The sequence below is a fragment of the Pedobacter lusitanus genome (assembly GCF_040026395.1).
Taxonomy (GTDB): domain Bacteria; phylum Bacteroidota; class Bacteroidia; order Sphingobacteriales; family Sphingobacteriaceae; genus Pedobacter; species Pedobacter lusitanus.
The window spans coordinates 1342724-1367627 of the sequence record NZ_CP157278.1; the positions used below are offsets into that span (position 1 = coordinate 1342724).

Sequence of the window (24904 nt, forward strand, 5' to 3'; positions counted from 1 at the left end):
CTAATTAAGCTTATTTGAACAGATTATTCAATTCAGATTGGTTTAGCACATGAAAACAACCAATAAATTATAAAACTAAAAAATCTTTTTGATCTCCGCCCTGTGCTTTAATCCGAACTCGATCAGCGCTTTAATGACTGGCTGCGTTTCAATAGCGTAATGAGTTAGTGCATAAGATACCGTGACCGGTTTTGTGTTATTTACAGTTCGGGTGATCAGCAGGTTTTCCTCCAATTGCTGCAGCTCTTTAGACAGTACTTTTGGTGTAATACCCTTAGAGATCTCTATAATGTCTTTAAAGCGCAGCGTTCCACTATGGTATAGATTCGTCAAAATACAGACCTTCCATTTACCACTCAGTAACTCAAGTGCATCTTTCAATGCTAGTTGCTTATCGATACCCGGTTTTGATTCACATCTTAGTTCTTCCATATAAATAGTAACTATCCTGTAGGTAACTGATAGCAAGTTAATATTAAAAGTCCAATAATTTTATCCCGAAAAGAAAATATGAAATATACAGGACATGAAACATACAATAAAAAGCAGTCTTAAAGGTAAGCAAGTCGTTCTATTAGGAGGCTCATCGGGGATTGGTCTGGCCACGGCCTTAGCAGTGGCCAGGGAAGGTGCATCTATAGTAATAGTTTCCAGTAGCCAGCGACGGATCAACAATGCCTTATCCATATTGCCAAAAAACAGCAGAGGTTTCGCCGCTGATCTTGGAGACGAAAAACAAATTGAAGAGCTATTTAAGAAAACCGGCAAATTCGACCACCTTATTTTCACAGCTGGTGACGAATTGAAATTCCGCGAGTTATCCGTATTAGATATCGATGAGGCAAAGCAGTCAATCAACCTGCGTTTTTGGGGTTCAATTATGGCTGCAAAGTATGGGGCACCGCTGATCCGGAAGGGAGGATCAATAACCTTAACGACAGGTGCAATTGGGAAAAGGCCAAGAACAGGAACAGTCGTAATCGCCGGAATGGCGAGTGCTATTGATGGGCTCACTCGCTCACTTGCATTTGAACTTGCACCAATAAGAGTTAACGCAGTTTGCGCAGGAACAGTGAGGACTAATTTGTTAGCAAATATGCCAGAATTAGAAAGGGAGGTGTTATTTAACAAGGTTGGAAGTAAACTTTTAACCGGTAAAATTGGCGATGCAAATGATCTGGCAGAAGCTTATTTATACCTAATGCGCGGGAGTTTCACCACAGGTCAGGTAATAGTTGTTGATGGTGGGAGTTTACTAGTATGAATTTCATTTTGAATAAAAAATCAAAGTACTTAAACAATCCAATAGTATTAACAATAAACTTGTGTATATAGGCCTTTTTGTACAATAGACAATTATTCCTTAAGGGGTTTACTGAGATCTAAGATCAACATAAGTAGCCCTTTGCTTATACAACAGTTATTCCCTTTCTGAAAAAGATTTAAGTCGGGTAAATAACAGTGGTAACCCTTTTTTGATCCAGGTCTTCTTTAGCGCTTTTGGAGAAACATATTCAATAATATTATCTTCTAAGCTACAAAGTAAGGTTGGTACCAACATTCCATCATACAGTTCTAGTCTTTGAAATGTCTGGTATTCCGTATTAATATGCAAAAGGTTATCATTAAACACTCCCTTAATGGTATCTGGTCAAACAACATGCCCACCTTCAATAACTCTTTGCTCAACCCGACCAATACAATCCCCTACTTTATCTAAACAAAGATAATAAGCTGAACCTGATATCAGCAGTTTCAAACATATCGATATATCTCCAATAATCACGATGAGATAATGGTGTTTCCAGAACAAAGTGCTCTTTCACCACTATAGCTTTTCTCATTTCTTCAAAAAGCTTTTCTTCCATCATACGGGTAGCACGAGCAACTATTATAGTTTCTGAAAGACCTTGTGATTCTAATTCTGATTCAAAAGCGACCCTAGTATTATCTCTATCAAAGGAAAATATCCCTTCAAAAGCATCGGGTAACATCGTTTGAATGTGTGTAGACTTACCTGCACCGTTTGGACCATATATAACTAGAAGTGTTGGTTTAGAGTAATCCATAAGCTTTGCGGACGTTGTCAGCCTGCAATCCTTTAAGGACCTTTATAACGCGAGTACGAAATTTCTTACCAGCAGATGCTACTTCCTGAATTTCAATACGACCGTCAGCGAATTCCTTATATACCTGCCCTTCCGGAAGTTTTTCCGAAAGAATAAGAAATGGAAGATCATTGCTGAAGTTTTTAGCTCTCAGATTCTTTATTGTAATCAGATATTTTTCATGTTTAGTTTCAAGCTCAAAATCTGACATACTTCTAACCTCTAATTGTTAAGTAAAAATACAAAATTTATAACAAAAACTAAAATCATCTTATATTGATCATTGCACTGACCTCCCTTTATTTATTAAGTCACTTTTCCCGTTTGAAAACATCTGGTTATTCTATTCTTCATCCTGGCATCATTCCTTCTGTTTTGTCCAAAAAATTTCCAACAGCCTGTTTGATATCAATTCCCGACCGTTCCGCAAGGACAATCAGCCACCAGATACTCTCACCGAGTTTATGTTCCAACTCCTTTTCAGAACTGCTTTTGGGCCATCTATTCTGCTGTGACATGATATTTCTTCCCACTAGTGCTGCATCAGTTAAAAATGCCAGCGCATCTTCTTCTACGGACCACTCGCTACCGTGGTGTTCAACCTCAAGCGAATGATATTTTTCCCTTAATGCCAGGGAACGGGCGATTATGATTTCAAAAGAATCATTTTTCATATTATTATAGTTTTAGTGTATAAGATCAGCCTTTACAAAAGCTATTTTCCCTTCCTTAAAAGTAAGGTGGAAAAGACCACCAATGCTCACCTCAGAAAAATTGCCTGAAAACTTTACTTCGATATGGGCTTGGCTGTTATTAATTATATCTAAGTTTACCAGTTCTGTCCGCGTATTGTACCCGATAAAATAGCTGTCAAAATATTTTTTTATCTCTCTGCGGCCTTTAAATACCTTCCCGACCGAGGGATCGTCCAGTACGGCATCCTCTAAGTAAAAACTCAGGTACCGCTCTGTATCAAATGCATTGCCAGCGGCAATCCAGTCGTTAATTAAAGTCTGTATATTCATCTTTTTTATCGTTTTAACCACATCAGTTTTAGTTTAAGTATCTCTTTATGGATGGGACAACCATCGTAATGTGCGCCTGGCAAATAGCCTATACTCATCAAAATTCGCCCACTATCTCACCGCCGGTAAACCTGAAGGTTTTCTTAAAAAGCTTCACCCATTCCGCTTTTGTACCGGGGTGATAACGTTCAAGCCATTTTTCTCAATAAGAGCCGCCTACCGCAATTATACTTCTAATTACAACAGCTAACGTTCCACTCATTTTTCTAAAGAATTTCATTTTATACCCTTATACAATTATCCTTACTAAATTACTTGTAAATTATTCTTAATGGATTATAATCAGTTTTTACATCCTTTAAACTTGATGAGTAGATCATTATTAGTAATAAAAATAAATGATAACATTGTTGCATTAAAACCAATCTCACCATCACTTAATCGCTGTTTGCAACGGCAAAATTAGGGTTTCCGTAATAAAAGAATAACTTCAGTCATCAATGGCTATACTTGCAGATATTATACCTATTTATGCGAAAAAGATACACATTTAAAACCCTTTGTGGGGTTCTAATCATTAGTTTAGCGTTAATGTATAGCGCATGTAAAAAGACTCTCCAATCTCCGATAATATAGCCAAAGACAGATCTATTACAACACAAGAAGCTAAATCCTGGCTTGAAAGAAATGCACCTAAAATAGTTCTGGCGGACAAATGGAATAATCCAACTTTATTAGCCGGACAGAATGGCGCTAATTTAATCAAAGTGCGAGTTAATGAATCATTAAAGGATAGCATTTGGACATTAAGAGATATTCTATTTCAAAAAAACGAAAAAGGAGATATTGATGCAGTGGGTTACGAAGTGCAGGTCGCTAAATCATATTTCTACAATAAAAAAGGTGCCGAACTGCCTGGTGCTGACAAAAGAAAGTTTATTGACAATAGTGACTTTACAGGGAAAATAATCTTGTATACGCTTAAGAATAAAGCGATCAAAGGAGAAATATTTATAAGTGGACACCCTGTAAGTAATTTAATTGCTCCAATGAAAAGGAAAGATTTCCAAAATGTCACAATGGGACAACAAGGCATGGAGCAAGAGCAAGATTGTTCTGAAAATAATAACTTTGGCAGCGAAAATAAAGCATGCACTCCAAGTGGTAAGGGACCAGAACTCGAAGAGGTGAAAATAATTGAAATGAGGCCACCGTTACCAGATTTTAATTGGGTTTTTCCACCTACGAATCCTGCAAATAATCCAGCAACTGGACCTGGTACACAAATGCCAATTGGTAATCCAGGTGGCGGGGGTGGAAGTGGTGGCACAGGTAATAATCAGGGTCGGGAATTAAAAACAGATGCCATCAAAGCTAAATATCCTTGTTTAGATAAAAAGATATTACAAATACTCTTCAATAGTGCTGAAATGGGTGAGTTAGTAGGTCCTTTTTTAACTGACCAAAAACCGACAATTACATATGAGAGTAAAGATTTAGAATGGGGAAGTACTAAAACAGGTGGAATATTTGAATTAGGAAATACACGGTACGATCCAACTAGTACATTAGGCTTATCTTCAGTTGTAACTCTAAATAACAAATTAATCGATAATAGTTCTCCTTTATTAATTGCAGCGACAGTAGTTCACGAAACTATGCACGCCTTTATTAATTATAATATTTCGACAGCTAAAATAGAAGTTCGGGAGTCTTACCGAGACAATAGCAACTGGATGGCTGCTTTAAATGGTTTTTATTTGACTAGGGAATTAGGACCAAATTATTCACAACATTATTATATGTTAACTGATTATTTTAGTAAAGGAGTTAGGGCTTTGCAGTATTGGAATTCAGAGCAAAATGCAGGTTATACAAATAAAGAAATGGCTATGGCTATGATGTATGGACTAAAGACTGTAGACGAAGGCACTCCGCAAAGTTATATTGACAATATTAATATTGCTTATGATATGATAAAAAAACAATGTATGGTTTCTGATGATGAATTAGCTGCGTTTCATAAATCACAGCTAGTTTCAATAAAAACGCTATCAACAACAGGTTGCAATTAAAATTTAAAATATGAAATTTACGATAATTGGTATACTAATTCTTTTCTGTTTCCAAAGAGCAAGTGCTCAACAAGATAAAATCAAGTACGATTCTGTTTATTACAAATTGGATACAACTTCAGTCGCAATTAAAGACCGAATGTTTTCTTTTGACCAAGAAGCTCATTTTAAAGAATATATTTTATTATGCAAATGCTATCCTCAGAATAAGGACGTTTTGTTCTATTCTAATACCACCCGTCCAAATGATACAAAATCTATTTCTTTGGAGGAATTTAATCAGATTAAGACGGTATCAATTACTCAATTGATAGAAATGGCAGTAAATTTTAGTAAACACCGAATAGATAAGCAAAGATTCTTCTTTATTTTTCCTGATGGAAAAAACATGAAGATGACCAGAGTAACTTTGGCTGAGCCTTTGAAAACAAAAGCACCAATCCGTGATTACATAATAATACCTCCTAAAAAATAAGTTATTAGTAACTTACGTTGGTTAGAAAACCACAAAACGGGATTTAAGTTAACTTAAATCCCGTTTTGTGGTTTTAAATAAAAAGCCCCGGCATGCCAATACCAGAGCCTCAATTGTGGTATGTCATTATCTTTAATTTGGCATTTCCTTTTTATTATGTAGTGTGGACATGGTTGTAATTATTTTCAATTCGCCTGCCGGAATTTCTCTCCAGAATAGAGGACGTGGTTCATCTATTGGTAACCACCTGACAACATCGCTCATAATATAGTGAATAATAACCTTGTTGGACAAACCATTTTGGTTGACCCCTCTTCGCTAATATAAAACCACTCTATAACTATCTGACTATAAAAGTTAAAGGGGATCATTTCAGCTTTGGCGAAAGGGGGTCAATATTACGTGGTTTATCCACTTTAGGTCTAAAGATGATTTTTGTGGCATTCATTAGAATTAATAACGAATGCCAGAGACATTACATCATTTGTTTACCACCAAAATTGAAGAAGAGCCAACATGACCGGAATATACACTCAGGGCTTATTTTTCAAGATTTGCAAAAAAAACATAAAGTACTATTCTTCCATAAAGGAAATCAATTTTGATAGCCCAATAATTTCCTAATCTGATAAAAAAACCTCTCAATAAGTCTTAAATCCTGAGTTACAATCTCTGCATTACCTCTAAGTTCTTTATCAAAAACCAACGACTTATTATAGCTCGTTTTCAAACCTTTAGGGAGAATAATATCTACATAGTAATTACCTTTTTCATCGGTTGTAAGGGAAATATTTCGTACTTTTCCTTCCACAATACCATATTCCTGAAAACGGTAATTATCAAGCTTAATTAAGACTTTTTCGCCTTGAGCAATTTTACCGGAATTGATTGCAGGTACAGACATTCTACCTACTAAAGCTATTTTTTCTTTTGGAAGAATCGATAAAATTGCATCCCCACTTTTTACAAACTGGTTCTCGCCAAAAAACTGTTGAAAACTCGCAATACCGTTTGTTGAAGAAATTATTAAATACTCTTGTTCCCATTGCCTTAATGATTTCCTTAGTTGTTCAAATGACTGTAAAGTTTGAGAAGAGAAGGTAATTTTATCTTTTTCGGTATTAATACTCACTCCGCTTTTTGTTTTATTCAGATTAGAAATACCTTCCTCCATTTGTGATAACGAAATATTCAAATTCTCCACATTCTGCTGAGCCTGGAGAAATTTAATCTTTTCATTTTCAAATTCCGTTGATGCAATTACCCCTTGAATGAATAATTCATGAAAACGCTGGTAATTTTTCTTTGTAAGCTCATATTTTATCAGTTCAATATTTTTTTGTTGTTTTAAAGCAATTATTCTTCTCTTGTATTCTGAAATGCTTTGGCTGGCTGCCAGATTTTCAGGTGCATAGGGTTGTAATCTTGTAAACAATTTTTCGTCCCGAAAAGCTTTGGAAAATGTATTATAATCACTCTGAAGCTCTCCTAATTTATACGTTAAAACTTTATGAATTGGAAATGAGGATAGCTGTGCGGGAGTTATAGAATCTACCAGTTTTTTAAGTTCTAAAACATCCTTATAATTGGCTGTTGATTGCAAAACGATTAATAACTCATTTCTTTTTACTTCCTGATGATCTTTAATAAATATTTTCTCAATTTTGGAATTAGTCCTGGATTGAAGTCTTTCAGGTGGATTTTGTGAGGTTACGATAATTGACGCCGGAATAAATTCAGGGTATTTGATGATATAGCTCATTAGTAAAATAAGCAGAAGAATAGCCATAATAATACTATTTCCCCAGCGAATCATCCAGTGAGGGGGATCGCTAAGAACATCCTGAACACTTTCAGAACGGAGTTCAATATTATCTAAAATATCTTTTTTAGTTTCCAAGCTCTAATTGATTTTTAACAAGTTTATAGTATTCTCCTTTTAAGGCCACTAATTCAGTATGATTCCCTTCTTCTACAACTTTTCCCTGATCCAGAACAATGATTTTATCGGCATGCTTTACGGTAGATAATCTATGTGCGATCACAAGGGCTGTTTTTCCTTTAAAAAAATGTTCCAGATTTTCCATAATCACTTTTTCATTATTAGCATCCAATGCACTCGTAGCTTCATCAAAGAAAATGTATCCTGGTGATTTATAAATGGCTCTTGCAATAAAAAGCCGTTGTTTTTGTCCAGTACTTATTCCTACACCTTCAGTTCCAATTTTAGTGTTGTAACTTAATGGTAAACTTTCGATGAAATCTTTTATATTGGCCATTTCTACTGCTTGTCTCAATTTTGATTTATCAACATAATCTTCACCTACAGCAATATTATTTGCAATAGTATCGTTAAAAATATATCCCTCCTGCATGATAACTCCACAATGATCTCTCCAGACTCTTGGAGAGATATTTTTCATATTGGTATTTCCAATTCTAATGTCTCCAATATTGGGTTCGTAAAATTTCATTAATAATTTCAGAAGTGTTGTTTTTCCACTTCCACTTGCCCCAACAATAGCTGTTGTCTTTTGATAAGGAATAGTTAAACTTAAATTTTCAAAAACAAAAGCTTCCGATCCTACGTATCGGAAAGATATATTAAGAATTTCAATATCTTTTTTTGAAATTTCAGAAGCATATTCTTCGTCTTGATTTTCTTCGTCTTCTTTATCATGAATTTCGCCTAATCTTTCCAAAGATATTTTAGCATCCTGAGTTTGCTTGATGAAATCAATTAACTGTACTAATGGACTATTTAATTGTCCGATGATGTATTGAACAGAAAGCATCATCCCTAAAGTTAGGTTTCCACTCAAAACTAATTTGGCAGAAAGAAAACTTACCAAAATATCTTTCATTTGATTGATGAAGTTTCCTCCGACAGATTGCCATTGCTCTAAAGAGAGAGATTTAATTCTGATTTTAAATAGTTTTACCTGTAGAAATTCCCAACTCCATCGTTTTTGTCTCTCAGCGTTATGCATTTTTATTTCCTGCATCCCGTTGATGAGTTCTATCACTTTACTCTGTTCTTGAGAAACCTGCGAAAATCTTTTATAATCCAGTTCTTTTCTTTTTTTTAAGAAGAAACTGATCCATCCTATATATATAACAGCACCAATTAGATAGACGACGAACAACCTGTAGTCATACAACAGCAAGACAATACTGAAAATAACCAAATTCACCAGTGAAAAAAGTGTGTTTAATGAAGAATTAGTTAAAAGTTGTTCAATCCTGTGATGATCATTGATTCGTTGCATGATATCTCCTGTCATTCTTGTATCGAAGAAACTAATAGGAAGCTTCATTAGTTTAATAAAGAAATCAGAAATAATTGATATGTTGATTCGGGTAGAAAGGTGAAGCAGGATCCAGCTTCGGATCACTTCAATTCCCATTCCTCCCAGGAAAAGCATAACTTGAGCCAGTAAAACTAAATAAATAAAATTGAGGTCCTGATTTTGAATGCCGACGTCTACAATACTTTGAGTTAGAAAGGGTAAGATAAGAGACAATAAACTTCCGGCCAATAATCCAGTCGCTAACTGAATGATAAGCGATTTATACTTCAACAGGTATTTCGACAGAAATATAAAACTAACTTTACTTTGCTGATTGTCAAATTCTGTCTGAAAAAAAACCGGAGTAGTTTCCAGAATTAAAACAACGCCTTCTTCAGTATGCTCTTTAGCATTTTCACCAATCCAAAATTTAATAAATTCTTCCCTTGTATAAGTGATAAGTCCATAACTTGGGTCAGAAATGTAGACAATGTTTTTTTTATCGATTTTGTAAACAATAACAAAATGGTTTTTATTCCAGTGTACAATACATGGCAATGGGACTTCTTCTACGAGAGTTTTGAAATCTATTTGAGCTCCCAGCGTGCGAAAACCTAAGCTTTCAGCTGCAACACTTAATCCCTGCAAACTACTGCCTGCTCTTGTTGTTTCAGACAGGTTACGGATTTGCTGTAATGAAATATTTTTGCCATAGTACTTGCTTATAATGCGTAAGCAAGTGGGGCCACAGTCTTTGGTATCCGCCTGGCGATAATGAGGGAAGTTTTTTAGCATGTAAATGCTTTATAAAATTATAGTAATAAATTGTTTTTCAAACTAATCAACATATTTAATGATATCTGAAAGTTCGATACGATTATTAATTTTTTGTGATCTATATTAAGTATAGTTCGTTAAAATCCAGAGTAATTTCACTTCCCGGATAAACACGAAATCATGCTCTATATTAAAAAAAACCGGCCATGCCATAATATTTTATAGCTTTTTGTTTTAACGGACTTAAACTCCATTCCTCCCATTCTCCGGTGTAGGGATCATAACCACATTTTAAAGGCTTAGATTTATCTAATCCATCTTTATCAATATGTGTTCGTTCTGTGTAAGCACGGCAATCTGTACAGATATAACGAAACTCACAATCTTTGCATATTTCGATATGATCTTTAGTAAAGTCCTGATATTTCTTAAAACCTGCGGAGCTTAGGGCATCCTTTAGACTTGTGTTTTTTATATTCCCAAAATTTTGGGGCATTGATGGGCAATTTTTTATATCTCCGTTTTGAGATATAAAAAGTTTATCCTTTAAACAATTATTATGAAGCATAGATTTGGATATATTTTTTATATCAGTCATAAAATAGTCTTCATCTATTATACCGCAATGTTTTATATCCGTAAGATTTCTCTCATAGAATAAGACAGTAAACAAGTCATCATATTGCAAACTTTTATTATAAGGTGCATTATAAATATAGAGTAACTGTATTCTTTGATTTCTTGCTATTCTTTTCGTAGCCGCTTTGGCCTCTTTTTCATTTGTATAGGGAATTAGTACTTCAATCGTTCTTATGGAGGAAGTATCTAACAATTTTAATATCTTTTCTATTCGATTTTTTGAATATTCAAAAAATCGAATCTGGATAAATTCAGCATCAATGTCTTCTATTTGATTATATATTTCAGGCAGGCAATAAGAGTCGTCACATTTATCTTCAATAATTATTTCATTAATATCCCTCGGACTTTCCCATACTATTTGTTTTTGTATAGCATTGGTATTATTTGTTGCGTAACCAAAGTCATCTCTCAAAAGAATTGAAATCAAGTCATAATTTTCATCTGTATTAAGAATAAATTGGTTGTCAGAAAATTGAGTGTTTATTATATCAGTTGAAAGGCTAAATATTTTACGTTTATAATGATCTATTATTAAACTATTTAAACTCCCCTTTACAATAATGCAGTCTTGATATAAATGGAAATATTTAAAGTTCTTCATGAAATAGGTTAGTATTTATAAAAGGAGTACTTACCTTATCATAAACCTTTGTTTTAAGTTTAGAAGTGTTGAATTTCTTTGAAAAGACAATATCAGAAAAGTTCTGTTGATCGTCATTAAAGCTTTCAATTTCCTGTTTAAATTCAACATCCATCAAAAAATAGATGAGATTAAATTTGTTTTTCCTGCGATTCATTGTACATTTTTTTTAATGCTAATGCAATTTCTTTTTCTAAATAAGTGTTATTAAAAAAAGAATGATAGGTAAATTGTCCAGTAGGATTTATTTCTAAAAACACATAGTTTTCATCTTCATCTACCATTAAATCAATAGAAGCACAATTAAGATCAAAATATGATAAAACATTCTCAATTTTATTTTCAATTTCCTCAGGCAGTTCAAATATTTCATATCTGCTGCTAAAATCAATTAGGCTTAATCGGTGATCTACTTCATTAAAATTCTTTTCGACAATTTTGGTAGAGAAAAACTTACCCAAAACATAAAAGGTGCGCACTTCAATTTTTTTTTGAACTCTCTTTTGAAGGAGTGCAGGAGCAAATGAATCAGGAATATTATTAAGGTTATTTATTAAAGTAGTTTTCATCCCAATAGCCCTTTCTTTAAAAAACAGATTAACACAATTTTCCATTGGTTTGGTTATTAATTCCCCTTCCTTTTCCAGTATGAATTTTAGCTGTTTTTTATTACTTACTAAATAAGATGGAGGGATTTCTAATCCAAATTTTTTAGCAGCCTGCATTTGCATTAACTTGTTTTGTGTTAATAAAAATGGAGAGGTTAACCATTTAATATTTGTACTTTCACGTAAAGTTTTAAAGACATATTCACGAATTGCTTTCGACTCCTTTTCAATGAATATATTTACATTGTTTCCGAGCTTTTTTGATATGTTATGCATTTCTGAATCATCAAAGATAGCAGGCGTTTTTCTAAACCAGATGACTGAAATGTTTTGCTGGGAAACTCCATAAAATGATATTATATCTTCAGCAAAATTTATTTCTAATGAATCGTAGAAATCTTCATTTAATCTTAGATATTGTACGTTAAATTTTTTAAGCCAGCTTATAACCAGATCAGTGGAAGTGTCTGTTTTAGTTGAAAAAATTAGGACCATCTACTTATTGCATTTGAAACTATTGGTCAAAAAAAGACAATTCCCAGCAGAAATCTCGTTGATTTAGTTTCAAATCTAAAGACCAGAATTTGAGTAAGTCATAACAGAAAAATAAGCGTATAAAATTTATACGCTTATTGACACACCTATTAAACATCCTAATATGGATCGCCTGTTGAGTCTAAAGGATAATCTGTACCGCCCGGAGCAAGTCTTTTGCTTTTAGGTTTTGACGGAATTACTACTTCTTCAATAGTATAAGTATTATACCCTCCATACACCTTAGCTCCAAATGCTTTTGTAAACCCACCAAGGTTTTTTGCTTTAAGATTTGCAATTGATTTTTGGTTCTTCATTTTATTATCTTTTTATAGTTTAATTGATTATTTGATCAAATATAAAATACTAAAAGTGATAAAACAAATTTTATCACATTAATGTGATAAAATTTATAATACGGATCGAAACCACGCTTTTCTGACTTAAAAGATCTCTGCAAATTCAAAATATCGTATCAAAAAGTATGTTTAGTGCACCTAAGAAGGCATATAAAAACCTGCACGCACTTAAACCTGCTTTAAAGGCAGATCCTATACTCAATAGGATCCGAACTATGACCCATGGTTTGTAGCAATTCTAACATCACGATAGCTGTTGGATTATGACATTGAGCCTAATATATACGCTATAAGACTACCCGATTCCTTTATAAACCGTGACATATATCACATAAATAATCTGTCAAAAGTCCTCTTCGCACCTGGCAAAAACATCTCACTTTTGATTTGTAAAAATTAATAAAACCATGAGATTAAAAAACAAAATAGCTGTAGTTACCGGCGGTAACAGTGGCGTAGGACTTGGGATTGCTAATGCTTTTAGAAGCGAAGGTGCATTTGGCACAATAACCGGCAGGAATAAAAAAACACTCGACACCGCTTTAGAGCAGCTGGGAAATGATTTTATTGGAATAACTGGCGATGTAACCAATTTAGATGACCTTGAAAAAATATTTAAAGGAACATTTGAAAAGTTTGGTAAGATTGACGTGTTAGTAGCTAATGCAGGTGGGGCTATAGAAGGTATTGATCTGGGATCTGTTACCGATTTTGGGGAAGAGAGTTATGATAAATATATGAACCTGAATGTGAAAAGTGCTTATTTATCCGTTCAAAAAGCGTTACCCTATATGAATGATGGAGGTTCAATTGTTTTGATAGCTTCTGTGGCTGCTCATATTGCAACACCAGGAATGTCAGTTTATGGCGCTGCCAAAGCAGCGGTTATATCATTTGCAAAGGGCTTTTCGCTTGATCTATTGTCAAGACAAATTAGGGTGAATGTATTAACCCTGGGTTCGATAGATACACCGGTTTTCGCAAAAATGGTACCTGAGGAACATATTGACTATGCTAAACAGCTTTGGGCAAATTTCACACCAGTTGGAAGAATCGGCCAACCTTCTGATGTAGCCAATGCTGCTGTTTTCCTTGCATCTGATGCGTCATCATTTATACTTGGTACAGAGATCACTGTGGACGGTGGCTTTTCTGTTATGAATTTGATGAAATAGTGTCTAAAAATAATCCAAATTGCATTTAAAATATTCTATTAGGGTTATGAAAAATAGGCCCATACCTTTGGTTTGCTTTCATATTCCAAAAAATAATAGCTTTGCATAAAGCTATTCAATATGTTTAAAATTTTCGCTGCTTATTTGGTTGAAAAAGCCGGCTTAAACGATAAAGAACTAAAACAGATAGAAGACCTCACAGTAACAAAAAAACTTCGCAAGCGTCAATATCTGTTACAGGAGGGGGATATTTCTGATTACAGGGCTTTCATCACTAAAGGATGTCTACGCATGTATTATCTAAGCACAGATGGTATAGAGCATACCATAAAATTTGCGGTTGAAAACTGGTGGATAACTGATGATGAAAGTTATAATTCAGGCGGCCCCACCAAATATAACATAGACGCACTCGAAAACAGCGAATTGTTGCTGATTAAGAAGGAAAACCTGAATCTCTTATTTAATTCTATACCTAAATTCCGGGACTTGAAGGACAGACTGGGTATTAAACGTTTTGAAGCCAGTCAAAACAGAATTCTTAGCAGTATTACTGAAACCGCTGAAAAAAAATATGATAATTTCATCAGGTTATATCCACAAATTTATAATCGGGTACCATTACATATGGTTGCGTCATATCTTGGTTTATCACGGGAAACCCTTAGCAGGGTCAGGAAAAAATACGCAAAATATCATTCTAAGGATAAATGATGACCCTATTTGAATACTGGCTTATTTGAACATCTCAAATGCGTTTGTAGCATCGATAAATTGTTGAATGATTTTTTTCATATCAATTTGTATTGATTAATAGTCTTACTTAATTATTCAACGTGATTATTCGTAATTATACAGGACTAATTGCCAACACAACAAACACAAACAGCTGTAATTCAATGTATTAAAACAATAAAGAAACAAATAAGAAACATGTAAAAGACTACGCTTGTTGTGGAAAACTCGCTTCTATTTTTGCTAAAAATAGAAGCGAGTTTTTATGGAGAGAAAATCAATCCGATGAAATATTGACTATCATTAATGCAAAAAAACTAATTCATTTTTTATAATTCGGACATAATGCACTGATCCCAAAAATCCAGACCTATCTTTCTATGTCATTATCAAGGTCAAATCTTGTTCTATTAATTCTTTCAGCTCAGCTTCATTCGGCAGGTATAAACGATACTTACTTGCAAATAATTTTTCATTTTCTGCTAGAATGGAATATTTAACAATTGTTTCATCTTTCTCTGTGCAAAGTATCATGCCAATGGTTGGATTGTCATCCTCACCTTTCTTCAAATCATTATACATCCTGACATACATATCCATCTGTCCAATTGCACCATGAGTTAGTTCATCAGTTTTCAGATCAATCAGCACAAAGCACTTCAAGTAATAGTTGTAAAAAACCAAATCAATAAAAAAGTCAGAAGTATCAGTAACAATATGTTGTTGTCTTGCTACAAAAGCAAACCCCTTTCCCAATTCCATTAAAAATTGCTGTAGGTGATTAATCAATGCTGTTTCTATTTTATTTTCTGATGTCTTTACATCTATAGGCAAGCCCAAAAATTCAAATATATAAGGATCTTTTATTAATTGTTCAGCTCTAGGAGCTTCTTGCCTACTCGTATCTTATACCCGACCAATATACTGTGATGCGATATTGCGTTGTAAGGTACGTGTATTCCAACCTGCTTCAACTGCATACATCACATATTGATTTCTCAGAGTTTCTGTTTCTAAACGACTTATAATTCTATAATGCGTCCAACTTAATTCGTGACGCACTGCGTCACGTTTTGGAAAGGCTAAATAAAACTGTCGAATATTTCTTAAGTTACTTTCATCAAAACCTTTTCCAAATTCCAGTGTAAGCAGTTGAGCCAAGTTTTTTAATACAGCTTTTCCATATGCAGCCTTAGCATTACCATCCTGCTCATCTTCAACAATAAGATGTCCAATTTGCCAGTACATTTCTAATAAAATGGCATTGCTACTCTGATATGCCTTTTGCTTTGCATGAGTTACAATTTCAGTAATTTACTTAATAAGAGTACTCGGTTTTTCTATTTCACCCATGCTGAAGTAATTTCATCTAGTCAAAATTACAGAGAATAACTTTAATAAACCACACAGATAACTGCCCCTATTTTTTCTAATTTTCAGCGGTCTGGTTTTTTTTGGTAGGGAGGTCAAAGTCACGAATTTTCGCATCTTATACAGTTCGATTTTCAGGAAGGGTTACACCTGCACCATTAGGACCAGAAATTACTAGAAGAGTGGGCTTAGAGTAATCCATAAGTTTTACGAACGCTATCTGCCTGCAATCCTTTAAGAACCTTAATTACGCGTGTACGGAATTTTTTTCCAGCAGATACAACTTCTTGGATTTCGATGCGACCATCAGCAAATTCTTTATAAACTTGTCCTCCTGGGAGATTTTCGGAAAGAATAAGGAATGGTAAATCCTTACTGAAATTATTTGCTCTCAGATTTCTGATTGTAATCAGATATTTCTCATGTTTAGTTTCAAGCTCTAAATCTGACATATTTTTAAACCGATGATTTAGGTTAAAAATACAAAATTTAAGACAAAAATTAAAATTTAAAGCTTTGTCTCGTCCTGAATTTACTTGTCGTTTGATAAATAATCCTATTGTTAGTTGACGGATTCTTGCATGGTGGAAGATCTTTAGTTTATTTAACATAGATCAACGCAAAACTTTAAAAGCTTCCTTAACTTTACCTTAGCATCAGAGGTGTGGAGTAAAGCCTATAAAAGTTATCTATGATACCTGATAAAAATGTTTTTTATAAAGTAGATATTGTCGTGATTGGAGCAGGACAAGCCGGTTTATCAGCAGCCTACAATTTACAAAGAGAAGGAATAAAACCTGGAAAAGGTTTTGTTGTTTTAGATGATGAATTTAGTCCAGGTGGAGCTTGGCAACATCGTTGGGATTCTCTAACGCTTAGCAATGTAAATGGCATTAATGACTTACCCGGAATGGCCTTTTCCGATGCTGTAAATACTAAGGAAACAGAATTGCAAGCGAATATTGCAATTCCCAAATATTATGAACAATATGAGAAGGCCTTTGGCCTTCCGATCATTCGTCCCATAAGAGTGACTGATGTTACTGAGCAAAACGGGCGATTTATCATCCGAACAAATGGAATTCAATTTAGTGCTCGCGGATTGATCAATGCTACCGGTACCTGGAAAACCCCACACTGCCCTAAATATCCCGGCTGGGAAAAATTCAAAGGGAAGCAACTGCACACGGGCGAGTACAAAAACGCTGAAGAATTTATCGGAAAGCATGTGATAGTTGTGGGTGGTGGCATTTCAGCTATTCAATTGCTCGGTGAAATTTCAGCAGTAACCCAAACTACCTGGGTAGCCCGTCGATCTCCTGATTTTAGAAAATATGAATTTTCGCCAGAAATAGGACGTGAAGCTGTAGCTTTAGTAGAGAAAAGAGTAAGAGAAGGCTTGCCACCTGAATCAGTGGTTTCTGTAACAGGCTTGCCTATCACTCCCGCTATTGAAGGAATGTTGAATAAAGGCGTTTTAGATCGGAAACCTATGTTCAAAGAAATCATTGAAACAGGCGTTCGATGGGAAGACGGAACTACACTCGATGCTGATGTTATTTTTTGGAATACCGGTTTCCGTCATTCTTTAAATCACCTTGCCCCTTTAAAGTTATTGAATGATAAAAATGGAATTCAAATATCTGGAAAATTAGCCACACAAGTCGCTAAAGATCCGCGTATCCACTTAACAGGCTATGGTCCATCAGCATCTACCATTGGCGCCAATCGTGCCGGTCGGATTGCAGCAATAGAGTTGATTGAATTTCTTAAATTGTAAAATAGATCTTATAGGGATATAAGTATCCACAACCTGTCTTTATTAAGTAGAAAGACGAATTGATATCACAATAGGGAACTACTTTTCATTACTTAGCATAATTATGCATTAATTATCATCGATTACTTCCTATGCTAGAGCAATAACCTCTGCTACAAATATCTTATGGACTTATTTTCGCTCACATAAGCGCTCAATCTGAGTTTCAATCTCGGCATCAAGGGCACTCGCCGCTTTATGCAACGCTTCATGAATCATGTTTATTTCAGTGCGGAACTGAATAAATTTACTAAGCGCTTTATGACCGCGCAAAGCCACGATGCGCTTACAATGCCCTTCCAACGTATTAAGTCGTTCCGACTTCACATAAGTCCAGTTATTTCTATAAGCAATGATCATTTCCTTATGAGCTTTGTTATAGGACATGTCATCACTGTTTGATTTTAAATTTTTCAATACAAAACCAAACATAATACTGATTACCAATTAATTACATACGTACAGGCACGAAATGAGTATATTTATTTTACATCAAATAGACAATTATAAAACTACAAATCTAATCTTCAAATAACGCACACAAACAACTACCTAATAGACACTTAAATTCAAAAACATACTAATTAAAGTGCTTAAGGAAACACTGCATGACATACTTAAATCTTACCCCAAATCAGCTTCGCCGAGGTGAGAATTTAGGCTTAGTCACTTTGAAAAAGGTGATCTCTTCCTTTGACGAGGTAAAAGAATAATCAAGGACTTTTTCTTTCAATTGGTTTAAGTAATAGGAAGCTGTTTCAACTCGTATTTTTCTCTGAACGGTTACGGTTCGATGTGACGAATTATCAATTTCATCCAATGCATTACGTTCCATTTTGTAGAGTTCTTCTGCAATTTCTTTGATCATAATAATTAGTTTACAGTTAAAAATGAACACCAAAGTGGAATAAATTGATTACCCTTAGAAGTGACATACATGACACCTTAAAAATATAACATACGACTGTATTATGGATAAAAACAATAAAAAGTCAATATATACCTGACACTTTAAAAAGCATATTTTGTTAAATATTCCTCAAAATGAATGTCTTAAGTACCTGATATTAATGGTTTAATAAAATTCAGATCTCAATTGACTCAAGTTATCACCTTTATTTATCGCAACACTATTGCATTTGAAGGATTATTAATCATACTTTTGCCTGACTTTACCACTTCGATATCTCTTAGTTGTAATAGCTCGATCAAATTAGAAAAAAATGAAAGAAAAAAAAATCAAATTAATTACTCTTGTGATGTTATTAATTCTGATCGCTGGTTGCGTAAAAGAAAGGCTCAGTGATCAGGATGCAGGAAAATCCGTTAAGGTTCTTGCTAACATTAGTGAAATAAAACGTCAATTCTATGAAGAAAAGGTAAATCTGAAATTGGTCCACCAGTTTACACCAGAAGTAAAAACAAGTTGGGAGCCAAATTGGGAAGAAGCAAGCTCTTATTTAAATTCAAAAAGCAATCAAAGCTCCTATCTGTATATCCCTTTAATTCCACATGTTGAAAAGGATAATAAAGATTTGATTGGCATAGAGAGAGGAAACCGAACTTACCTGATGATCAAAGACAATAAAGAATATTTTAAGGTAATTTATTCTCGAGAAATTAACGAAACAGTGAGCAATGAGGATCCAGATGTTTTCAATTTTAAGACCTTTACAGGTACTGCAGTATTTATCAATCTGGTCACAGGAAATTCTTATCAATTAAATTACAAGAATGGCGTGTCTGATTATCAGAAGCAATTGTTAGTACTTAATAAGGCAAAAGTAAATTCACTATCTAAGATCAAGACTGAAGCTATTACAACCGAATGTCATACAGAATATATCTGTACCTGGACTGCCATATGCCATGGTCGGCTTTTTATTACCGTTAATCTTCGAGGTTGTTCTCCTCCAAATAGTGGTGCAGGTAGTTGTTTATGGCACGAGGTTGACTGGTATCAATCGGATACCTCTCCCCGTGAAGTTTGTGGGCTGGTCAACGTTCCTGATGAATCTCCACTTCCAGGAGGAATTGGGGGGACTGGAGATCCTTCACAGGCGGATCATTCATTAAAAAAGGATAAATTGCCAACAAATAATACAAAAGATAGACAACTCGCCAATACGTGCGTATTTAAAAGTATGGAGTGGATAGATAGTTATTTCGATGGAAAAAGAGATGTAGATCATTTCTTGAATCAGTATGCAAAAACTACAGGGCCAGAGGAGAGTTCTGGAACTAGAGCTTTTAATTTGTTCACTAATGGAGTGCCTGAAAATGAACTCAATACTTTGGTCACTATGTTTTTCGATACTACGCCGACAACAACAATCAAGGCATCAATTGATTCAGGATACCCACTCATGGGAACTATTACCACTGATACAAAGGATATTGGACATGAAGTAATGATTACTGGTTACAACAATAATGGGAGTATACAATATTTCGATCCACAATTAGGCAAATATGATGTCAAACCAGGACCAGGTGATTTTACTAATCTATATACTATAACAGGAAGAAAGTAAACAAACGTTTAAATTTAAAAATCTTATGAAAAGGAATATTATTACAGCTATTATTATGATTTTGAGCATCAATTTTTGCTTCGCACAGTTTCAAAAAGGTAAAGGGTGGATGGAAAAGCCATTGTCGGAGTGGCCAGTATACATTATGAAACTTTCAAATGGTACAGAAAAGATTACAAGACTTCCACTGGTTATATGGGGTAAACAAACGAATGGGGTAAAATTACTCAATAGAGATAGTTTTTACGTAAAACATCCAGAAATTAAAGGAACCAACGTAGTAGCATATCCTCTTTTTTCCAGCGTTAAAAGGGTATTGAATTTAACTGAAATTTTAGACCATTTTAAAATTAAAAGAGAATACAGAAATTTCGAAATAGAAGTTGTTGGCTATGATCATCTCCCAATCTCTATACAAAAGGATATTTGTGCAGCAGAGAACTCTATAGAATCGGTTACTGTCGATGAATTAAGGAAGAAAATTGTTATAAAAAAATATCCTGATCAAAAGAATTGATAATTTTATTGTGATGACATATTGTAGTTTTCAATAAGAAACTGAAAGTACTTGAGGTTACTTCCTTAAATTATAAGGAGAGTCGAATCTAAAATTTAAAAGACCGGGTCTTCTTTAGAAACGGTCTTTTTCAGTTATCAGACCAATAATTCTAAAATTGCACATAGGTTAAAAGGCCAAGAAATCATAATCTTCAATTGTCTCTGAAATTAGCATCAATATGGTTAATCATAAAAAAAAGACAAAAAAAATAACCGTAATCAACTAGATTACAGCTACTTACAATATCCAACAATACTTCGGTAAGCTCTTGGAAATAACTTACTAAAGCGTTGATTATCAACTAGTTACAACACCTATTTACCGATACAAAACTTAATAACATCTGATTATCAGAACGTTACACGCTTACAGGTACAAAATGAGCACATTTATTTTACACCCAATTGACAATATACAAATCGAAAACTACAACTTTAAACAACCACTGCAAATACCTACATATCAAAACATTAAACCCATATAGTTAATATAATAAAATCTGAATGAGTGATATTATTCTTTATAACTAAGAACTAAAATTCAATAAAACACAACCTAAGATGGTTATAATGCGAACTAGTTTAAAAGGTTCATTTTGATGATTAAAGAAAAATCTCTAGTATAATCTGTAGCCTTCAACCTTGTGATTATGGGTCTTCTAGTCTTACCAACCAATATGGCACAAAATCTTCGTTTTTGTTTACAAAAGGAATCTACGAACTATTTTTGAAATCGCAAAATTTCGCACTGTTACGCATTTGTTACGTTTTTTTCTAGGGATTAGTGAATATTAAGGAATGTATCACGCCATGTTTGGCAGCCGCTAAGTTCCAGAAATCTTTTTTCTGGAAATTGAAAGATGGCAATTACGTCATCCGGTGGTATTGGTTGTTTTGTATGGTCTTCATGACTGGTGGGTTCTTCGGTTCTTAATCCACGGTTCTTAAAATAAATTCGCGCAATTTTGGTATTAAAATAGGCACGGCCCATATTGGCTATTGGTATGCGGGCTTGAATAATACAGGGTCGGCCGATCCCAGCAAGCACGGGACCTGTAACAGGATCTTCTTCATGTGCATTGTAAAGCGCTTCGCCGCCCCACGAGGTAAAAAACCTTGCAATACCTCCCTCGCCTTCTAAATGAGGTGATTGAAATACGAAATGTAAAATATCCTTTCTGTATTGTTCGTTGGCCTCGTTTTTGAATTTTAAGTTCTCAGATATGGCTTTACTTAATAGTCCGGTTTGCACGAGTTTATCGATTCTAGAATTTAACGTATCAAGATTCGGTAACTGCATCCCCTGTTTTTGTATGAAATTTATTTCATCATCTGTTAGCCGGGTGCAATGAAATGCATTCTCAATCTTGTAAGGCAGTAGCAAATCCGTTAATTCTCTGTGAACACTGTCATATAAAAGTCCATTAAAAGAAATATCTTTACCCGTCATCATTAGTTCATAGTCCAATAGTGGTTGGCCTCTCTTTTCCAGAAATGCAATTACCCTATCGGGCCAAGTTGTTTCATCATTTAATATCATAGGTCATTACAGGTTTGCTAAGAGTTTTCTGGCCCCTTACTATTAGAATCCCTAATTTGCTCATTCCTTTCTTGAATTTCTAAAAACTCGATTTCTGCTTTAATATCCTTTACCTTTTGAAACTGTGCCTGGCATATTTTTGCGCTCGGACGAATACCACCCAATATGTGTTCTTCCGGATCTAATCTTCTTTGTAGATCTATTTTTTTCATCGTCGTTTAATCAAACTATTATTAACCAGTTATTATTTTTGAGCTTTATATTCGCTGCTTACGTCAGAGAATTATTATTATCCGAACCGTCCCAACAGGATACTAATACCGATGGAATAACCAATTCGATATCATACACAGGCTTACCATTTTCCATAGGCTGAAAGATCACTACCCGGATATCATCTTCATTTAATGCTTCGTCAAAAAGCAATTGCCCAAACATTTTCTTAGGCCCATCTTCGTCAGGCACAATAATCTTAACCAAATCACCTTTTTGCCATGCAGGATCATCTATTTCCCATAGGCCCTCATTTGCCTCTTCTTGCTGCTGCAAAATATCTTGTGCTGGGCTAATGAAAAAACCCTTGACCAGTCTTGCATTTTGATCTAATAGGGGATTCAAAACCAGCGTGTTCTTGTCCGCAAATAGCTGCGCAAAGAAAATGTCTACCTCACTATCCGAAGACAGTATGCGTAGGGTTAAGTCTTCTATATCAATTCCGGCCCGCTGCCATGATTTAGCCAATGAGTCCATCATTCTTGGGTCTGATATAATAGGAATCATATTGCTAATATTCAGTATAGCTCCGCTATGCTTGTCGGCAATATAACAGAGTGGTGCATAGTACATCCTCCCAGTATCATGTATTTTTGCTTCCTGCTGACTGTAACGAACGGCCTCTGCATCATTAATCGCTACAAATTCGTCATCTTGTTCGATGCTAAGCAATAAGCGAGAATAAACGCCGTATTGACGATTTTTTGTTGTAAAACCCAGTAGGTCATTTTCAGCTTTTTGTTTTTCTAATTGTACTTTGAAACGGCGGACGTGTTCTGTGGCTTCCTGCTCGGTCATGCGTTCAATTTTTCCGCGATGAAATGCAAAGCGCTTCGTACCATCCTCCATTTGAAACTTAACGCAAAAGTCACCATCGCTCTGATGCGGAAAACCACTCCACGCGATACTGGCTTTCCCCTGTAATGCAGGAATGAGACCGTCTAATATTATCCCACCTTTGAGACTAAGTGATACCCACCGATTGAAATCAAAATCCTCTAAATATGGCGAGGAAAGCTCGTTTTCCAAACGAGCAGTTCCTAAAACTCTATCCATAGGACGTCTGCAAGCAAGGTGGCAAGCTCCAACCGCACTTGCGGTATCATCATCATCGATCTCGATCAATAAGTTCTCAGTTTTACCAACGGGTTTACCGCAATGCAAGCAATTGCCGATGTTACGGTTTTCTTTACTTAGTTGGTCAACATATTCGTTATACAATTTGATGCATTCTTCCTGGCCACCTCTCTCAATGGCTGGCAAATCGAAAATGACCAGCGGTTTAATCCCCAGTGCACCAGGATTCTGTTCGACAAATCTGGACAGCCCTATCGCGCTGGACCCACGATAAATTAAGGTGAGTGATTCAGAATCATTAATAAATTTGACTTTATTGTTTGAGAATGACAGCTGTTTCGAGCACACATCTGAAAAACGTGCGATTTCCATGATCTCGTTTTTATCGCCTTCTTCCGATTCAAGGATCAATACCTCTTTATTACAAGAGTACTCCCCATTGAGTATTACAGCATCCCTCAAGATAGCTTCAAATTCGTCCTGATCAATAAAATGATTTTTGCGAACCCGATAGTTATTAAGAACATTTGTCAATGCTTGTCGGTTGATGGACGCACGATTGGTAGCATAGACAAGCGAATTTCTGATGAGCAATGACCACACCAAATCTGGGTTTTGCATTCGACCTACAAGCAATAGCTTGGCGCTCCTTTCAAGCGACATACCGGCCTCCACGTCCATTACTTCGATGTAAACCCGCTTTGCAAATTCAACGAATTTTCGGTCATCTATTCTATTACCAGTTAACGTTAGGCTTCTTGATATAAAAGCCGCCCGAAATTTATTATATACTTCCTGCTCGCTTTTATTGAGCGGGTTTAATTTAAACGCAGTATCATTTAACCTGATACTTGTAAGAATTTTACGTAGTTCTCCTGTTAACCGCCTTGAACTGTCGGAAGTTGTGACGAGGACATAATAATTATTGAAACCGCCAACACTCTGTTGTTCGATAAACTGGTCTAACGTTTTAATGAACTCAGACTCGGGTGAGTCCGAAAAAGAAATTGATCGCTTTACCTGCAAATAGAGTGTATGATCTTTATCACAGAGGAGTTTTAGGTCATCAACCGCATCCGCCGTTTCAAAATGTAAACTTTTAATCGTCAGCGAAAAATCCTCGTTTAGTACCTGGCTAATCTCAAATTGAGTATAAAGGAAGATTTGAAAACAAGCCGCGACGCGTTGCTGATAGTCTATCCCAGAATTTGTGGCACTTCCGCCGCCAGTTTTCTTAGTCATAATAAGGCTTTGACTCAAAAATCCGGTTTATATCACTGGAAAGCAAA

The 24904-nt window shown here is 35.0% G+C and carries 26 protein-coding genes; 8 read left to right on the forward strand and 18 right to left on the reverse strand.

Going from position 1 to position 24904, the window contains the following annotated elements; all coding sequences use genetic code 11:
- Positions 1–75: 75 nt before the first annotated feature.
- Complete coding sequence (locus PL_RS05675; protein WP_041887361.1) at positions 76–432, reverse strand: winged helix-turn-helix transcriptional regulator; 357 nt, start codon at positions 430–432, stop codon at positions 76–78.
- 94 nt (positions 433–526) lie between these two features.
- Between PL_RS05675 and PL_RS05680 the strand changes: the two genes are divergently transcribed.
- A complete protein-coding gene (locus PL_RS05680; RefSeq protein ID WP_041887359.1) occupies positions 527–1264 on the forward strand; it encodes an SDR family oxidoreductase in 738 nt (245 codons plus the stop codon).
- 448 nt (positions 1265–1712) lie between these two features.
- On the opposite strand, the gene PL_RS05685 is transcribed toward PL_RS05680, so the two are convergent.
- The 4 genes from PL_RS05685 to PL_RS05700 form a co-directional block, all read right to left on the reverse strand.
- Positions 1713–2069, reverse strand: coding sequence for a hypothetical protein (locus tag PL_RS05685; RefSeq protein WP_041887357.1), 357 nt, complete (start codon positions 2067–2069; stop codon positions 1713–1715).
- The gene (locus PL_RS05690) at positions 2056–2319 is read right to left on the reverse strand and encodes a hypothetical protein (RefSeq protein WP_041887355.1); all 264 of its coding nucleotides are present in this window, start codon (positions 2317–2319) and stop codon (positions 2056–2058) included. Before PL_RS05690 ends, PL_RS05685 begins: the two co-directional genes overlap by 14 nt.
- A gap of 139 nt (positions 2320–2458) precedes the next feature.
- Positions 2459–2782 (reverse strand): MazG-like protein, encoded by a 324-nt coding sequence (locus PL_RS05695; protein WP_041887353.1) that lies wholly within the window; start codon positions 2780–2782, stop codon positions 2459–2461.
- 12 nt (positions 2783–2794) lie between these two features.
- On the reverse strand, positions 2795–3133 hold the full coding sequence (locus PL_RS05700) for a YybH family protein (RefSeq protein ID WP_041887351.1): 339 nt from the start codon (positions 3131–3133) through the stop codon (positions 2795–2797).
- A 767-nt stretch (positions 3134–3900) separates the two neighbouring features.
- Here PL_RS05700 and PL_RS05705 point away from each other — a divergent pair.
- Positions 3901–5208 carry a hypothetical protein gene (locus PL_RS05705; RefSeq protein WP_041887349.1) on the forward strand — a complete coding sequence of 436 codons (1308 nt, stop codon included), beginning with the start codon at positions 3901–3903 and terminating at the stop codon, positions 5206–5208.
- Between the two features lie 10 nt (positions 5209–5218).
- A complete protein-coding gene (locus tag PL_RS05710; protein WP_041887346.1) occupies positions 5219–5683 on the forward strand; it encodes a hypothetical protein in 465 nt (154 codons plus the stop codon).
- A gap of 595 nt (positions 5684–6278) precedes the next feature.
- Here PL_RS05710 and PL_RS05715 read toward each other — a convergent pair.
- The 5 genes from PL_RS05715 to PL_RS05735 all read right to left on the reverse strand — a co-directional run bounded on the left by PL_RS05715 (position 6279) and on the right by PL_RS05735 (position 12491).
- Positions 6279–7583: an HlyD family secretion protein gene (locus PL_RS05715; protein ID WP_041887303.1), complete on the reverse strand. Its 1305-nt coding sequence runs from the start codon at positions 7581–7583 to the stop codon at positions 6279–6281.
- On the reverse strand, positions 7573–9768 hold the full coding sequence (locus PL_RS05720) for a peptidase domain-containing ABC transporter (protein ID WP_348621192.1): 2196 nt from the start codon (positions 9766–9768) through the stop codon (positions 7573–7575). The genes PL_RS05715 and PL_RS05720 overlap by 11 nt, the downstream gene beginning before the upstream one ends.
- Positions 9769–9940: 172 nt before the next feature.
- The gene (gene gwsS / locus PL_RS05725) at positions 9941–10993 is read right to left on the reverse strand and encodes a grasp-with-spasm system SPASM domain peptide maturase (protein ID WP_348621194.1); all 1053 of its coding nucleotides are present in this window, start codon (positions 10991–10993) and stop codon (positions 9941–9943) included.
- Positions 10994–11163: 170 nt separating this feature from the next.
- A complete protein-coding gene (locus tag PL_RS05730; protein ID WP_348621196.1) occupies positions 11164–12135 on the reverse strand; it encodes a hypothetical protein in 972 nt (323 codons plus the stop codon).
- 158 nt (positions 12136–12293) lie between these two features.
- Positions 12294–12491: a hypothetical protein gene (locus PL_RS05735; protein WP_041886973.1), complete on the reverse strand. Its 198-nt coding sequence runs from the start codon at positions 12489–12491 to the stop codon at positions 12294–12296.
- 449 nt (positions 12492–12940) lie between these two features.
- Between PL_RS05735 and PL_RS05740 the strand changes: the two genes are divergently transcribed.
- Both PL_RS05740 and PL_RS05745 read left to right on the forward strand, forming a co-directional pair.
- Complete coding sequence (locus tag PL_RS05740) at positions 12941–13708, forward strand: SDR family NAD(P)-dependent oxidoreductase (RefSeq protein WP_348621197.1); 768 nt, start codon at positions 12941–12943, stop codon at positions 13706–13708.
- A 120-nt stretch (positions 13709–13828) separates the two neighbouring features.
- A complete protein-coding gene (locus tag PL_RS05745; protein ID WP_041886971.1) occupies positions 13829–14422 on the forward strand; it encodes a Crp/Fnr family transcriptional regulator in 594 nt (197 codons plus the stop codon).
- Between the two features lie 399 nt (positions 14423–14821).
- On the opposite strand, the gene PL_RS05750 is transcribed toward PL_RS05745, so the two are convergent.
- From PL_RS05750 to PL_RS05760, 3 genes are all read right to left on the reverse strand, one after another.
- Entirely contained in the window at positions 14822–15310 is a 489-nt protein-coding gene (locus tag PL_RS05750; protein ID WP_262497000.1) for a DUF1016 domain-containing protein, read from the reverse strand.
- 39 nt (positions 15311–15349) lie between these two features.
- A complete protein-coding gene (locus PL_RS05755) occupies positions 15350–15757 on the reverse strand; it encodes a DUF1016 N-terminal domain-containing protein (protein ID WP_348621854.1) in 408 nt (135 codons plus the stop codon).
- Between the two features lie 245 nt (positions 15758–16002).
- On the reverse strand, positions 16003–16425 hold the full coding sequence (locus PL_RS05760) for a hypothetical protein (protein ID WP_152620402.1): 423 nt from the start codon (positions 16423–16425) through the stop codon (positions 16003–16005).
- 80 nt (positions 16426–16505) lie between these two features.
- Between PL_RS05760 and PL_RS05765 the strand changes: the two genes are divergently transcribed.
- Positions 16506–17594, forward strand: a complete 1089-nt coding sequence (locus PL_RS05765) for an NAD(P)-binding domain-containing protein (RefSeq protein WP_041886966.1) — start codon at positions 16506–16508, stop codon at positions 17592–17594.
- A 171-nt stretch (positions 17595–17765) separates the two neighbouring features.
- Here PL_RS05765 and PL_RS05770 read toward each other — a convergent pair whose 3' ends face one another.
- On the reverse strand, positions 17766–18065 hold the full coding sequence (locus PL_RS05770; protein ID WP_041886964.1) for a hypothetical protein: 300 nt from the start codon (positions 18063–18065) through the stop codon (positions 17766–17768).
- A gap of 202 nt (positions 18066–18267) precedes the next feature.
- Entirely contained in the window at positions 18268–18501 is a 234-nt protein-coding gene (locus tag PL_RS05775; RefSeq protein WP_041886961.1) for a hypothetical protein, read from the reverse strand.
- A 355-nt stretch (positions 18502–18856) separates the two neighbouring features.
- On the opposite strand from PL_RS05775, the gene PL_RS05780 reads away from it, so the two are divergent.
- Together PL_RS05780 and PL_RS05785 are read left to right on the forward strand one after the other, a co-directional pair.
- Positions 18857–20167, forward strand: coding sequence for a C39 family peptidase (locus PL_RS05780; protein ID WP_041886959.1), 1311 nt, complete (start codon positions 18857–18859; stop codon positions 20165–20167).
- Between the two features lie 25 nt (positions 20168–20192).
- Positions 20193–20684 (forward strand): hypothetical protein, encoded by a 492-nt coding sequence (locus PL_RS05785; RefSeq protein WP_041886957.1) that lies wholly within the window; start codon positions 20193–20195, stop codon positions 20682–20684.
- 822 nt (positions 20685–21506) lie between these two features.
- On the opposite strand, the gene PL_RS05790 is transcribed toward PL_RS05785, so the two are convergent.
- The 3 genes from PL_RS05790 to PL_RS05800 are packed head-to-tail and all read right to left on the reverse strand — an operon-like array spanning position 21507 to position 24857.
- On the reverse strand, positions 21507–22265 hold the full coding sequence (locus PL_RS05790; RefSeq protein WP_041886955.1) for a hypothetical protein: 759 nt from the start codon (positions 22263–22265) through the stop codon (positions 21507–21509).
- A gap of 17 nt (positions 22266–22282) precedes the next feature.
- Positions 22283–22477 (reverse strand): hypothetical protein, encoded by a 195-nt coding sequence (locus PL_RS05795; protein ID WP_348621201.1) that lies wholly within the window; start codon positions 22475–22477, stop codon positions 22283–22285.
- A 58-nt stretch (positions 22478–22535) separates the two neighbouring features.
- On the reverse strand, positions 22536–24857 hold the full coding sequence (locus PL_RS05800; protein WP_041886952.1) for a hypothetical protein: 2322 nt from the start codon (positions 24855–24857) through the stop codon (positions 22536–22538).
- Positions 24858–24904: the final 47 nt, after the last annotated feature.

Bases quoted from the DNA above. Each gene is read 5' to 3' on its own strand.
- PL_RS05675 (WP_041887361.1), bottom strand. From the start codon at position 432: ATGGAAGAACTAAGATGTGAATCAAAACCGGGTATCGATAAGCAACTA.
- PL_RS05680 (WP_041887359.1), top strand. From the start codon at position 527: ATGAAACATACAATAAAAAGCAGTCTTAAAGGTAAGCAAGTCGTTCTA.
- PL_RS05685 (WP_041887357.1), bottom strand. From the start codon at position 2,069: ATGGATTACTCTAAACCAACACTTCTAGTTATATATGGTCCAAACGGT.
- PL_RS05690 (WP_041887355.1), bottom strand. From the start codon at position 2,319: ATGTCAGATTTTGAGCTTGAAACTAAACATGAAAAATATCTGATTACA.
- PL_RS05695 (WP_041887353.1), bottom strand. From the start codon at position 2,782: ATGAAAAATGATTCTTTTGAAATCATAATCGCCCGTTCCCTGGCATTA.
- PL_RS05700 (WP_041887351.1), bottom strand. From the start codon at position 3,133: ATGAATATACAGACTTTAATTAACGACTGGATTGCCGCTGGCAATGCA.
- PL_RS05710 (WP_041887346.1), top strand. From the start codon at position 5,219: ATGAAATTTACGATAATTGGTATACTAATTCTTTTCTGTTTCCAAAGA.
- PL_RS05720 (WP_348621192.1), bottom strand. From the start codon at position 9,768: ATGCTAAAAAACTTCCCTCATTATCGCCAGGCGGATACCAAAGACTGT.
- gwsS (WP_348621194.1), bottom strand. From the start codon at position 10,993: ATGAAGAACTTTAAATATTTCCATTTATATCAAGACTGCATTATTGTA.
- PL_RS05730 (WP_348621196.1), bottom strand. From the start codon at position 12,135: ATGGTCCTAATTTTTTCAACTAAAACAGACACTTCCACTGATCTGGTT.
- PL_RS05735 (WP_041886973.1), bottom strand. From the start codon at position 12,491: ATGAAGAACCAAAAATCAATTGCAAATCTTAAAGCAAAAAACCTTGGT.
- PL_RS05740 (WP_348621197.1), top strand. From the start codon at position 12,941: ATGAGATTAAAAAACAAAATAGCTGTAGTTACCGGCGGTAACAGTGGC.
- PL_RS05745 (WP_041886971.1), top strand. From the start codon at position 13,829: ATGTTTAAAATTTTCGCTGCTTATTTGGTTGAAAAAGCCGGCTTAAAC.
- PL_RS05760 (WP_152620402.1), bottom strand. From the start codon at position 16,425: ATGTTAAATAAACTAAAGATCTTCCACCATGCAAGAATCCGTCAACTA.
- PL_RS05765 (WP_041886966.1), top strand. From the start codon at position 16,506: ATGATACCTGATAAAAATGTTTTTTATAAAGTAGATATTGTCGTGATT.
- PL_RS05770 (WP_041886964.1), bottom strand. From the start codon at position 18,065: ATGTTTGGTTTTGTATTGAAAAATTTAAAATCAAACAGTGATGACATG.
- PL_RS05775 (WP_041886961.1), bottom strand. From the start codon at position 18,501: ATGATCAAAGAAATTGCAGAAGAACTCTACAAAATGGAACGTAATGCA.
- PL_RS05780 (WP_041886959.1), top strand. From the start codon at position 18,857: ATGAAAGAAAAAAAAATCAAATTAATTACTCTTGTGATGTTATTAATT.
- PL_RS05785 (WP_041886957.1), top strand. From the start codon at position 20,193: ATGAAAAGGAATATTATTACAGCTATTATTATGATTTTGAGCATCAAT.
- PL_RS05790 (WP_041886955.1), bottom strand. From the start codon at position 22,265: ATGATATTAAATGATGAAACAACTTGGCCCGATAGGGTAATTGCATTT.
- PL_RS05795 (WP_348621201.1), bottom strand. From the start codon at position 22,477: ATGAAAAAAATAGATCTACAAAGAAGATTAGATCCGGAAGAACACATA.
- PL_RS05800 (WP_041886952.1), bottom strand. From the start codon at position 24,857: ATGACTAAGAAAACTGGCGGCGGAAGTGCCACAAATTCTGGGATAGAC.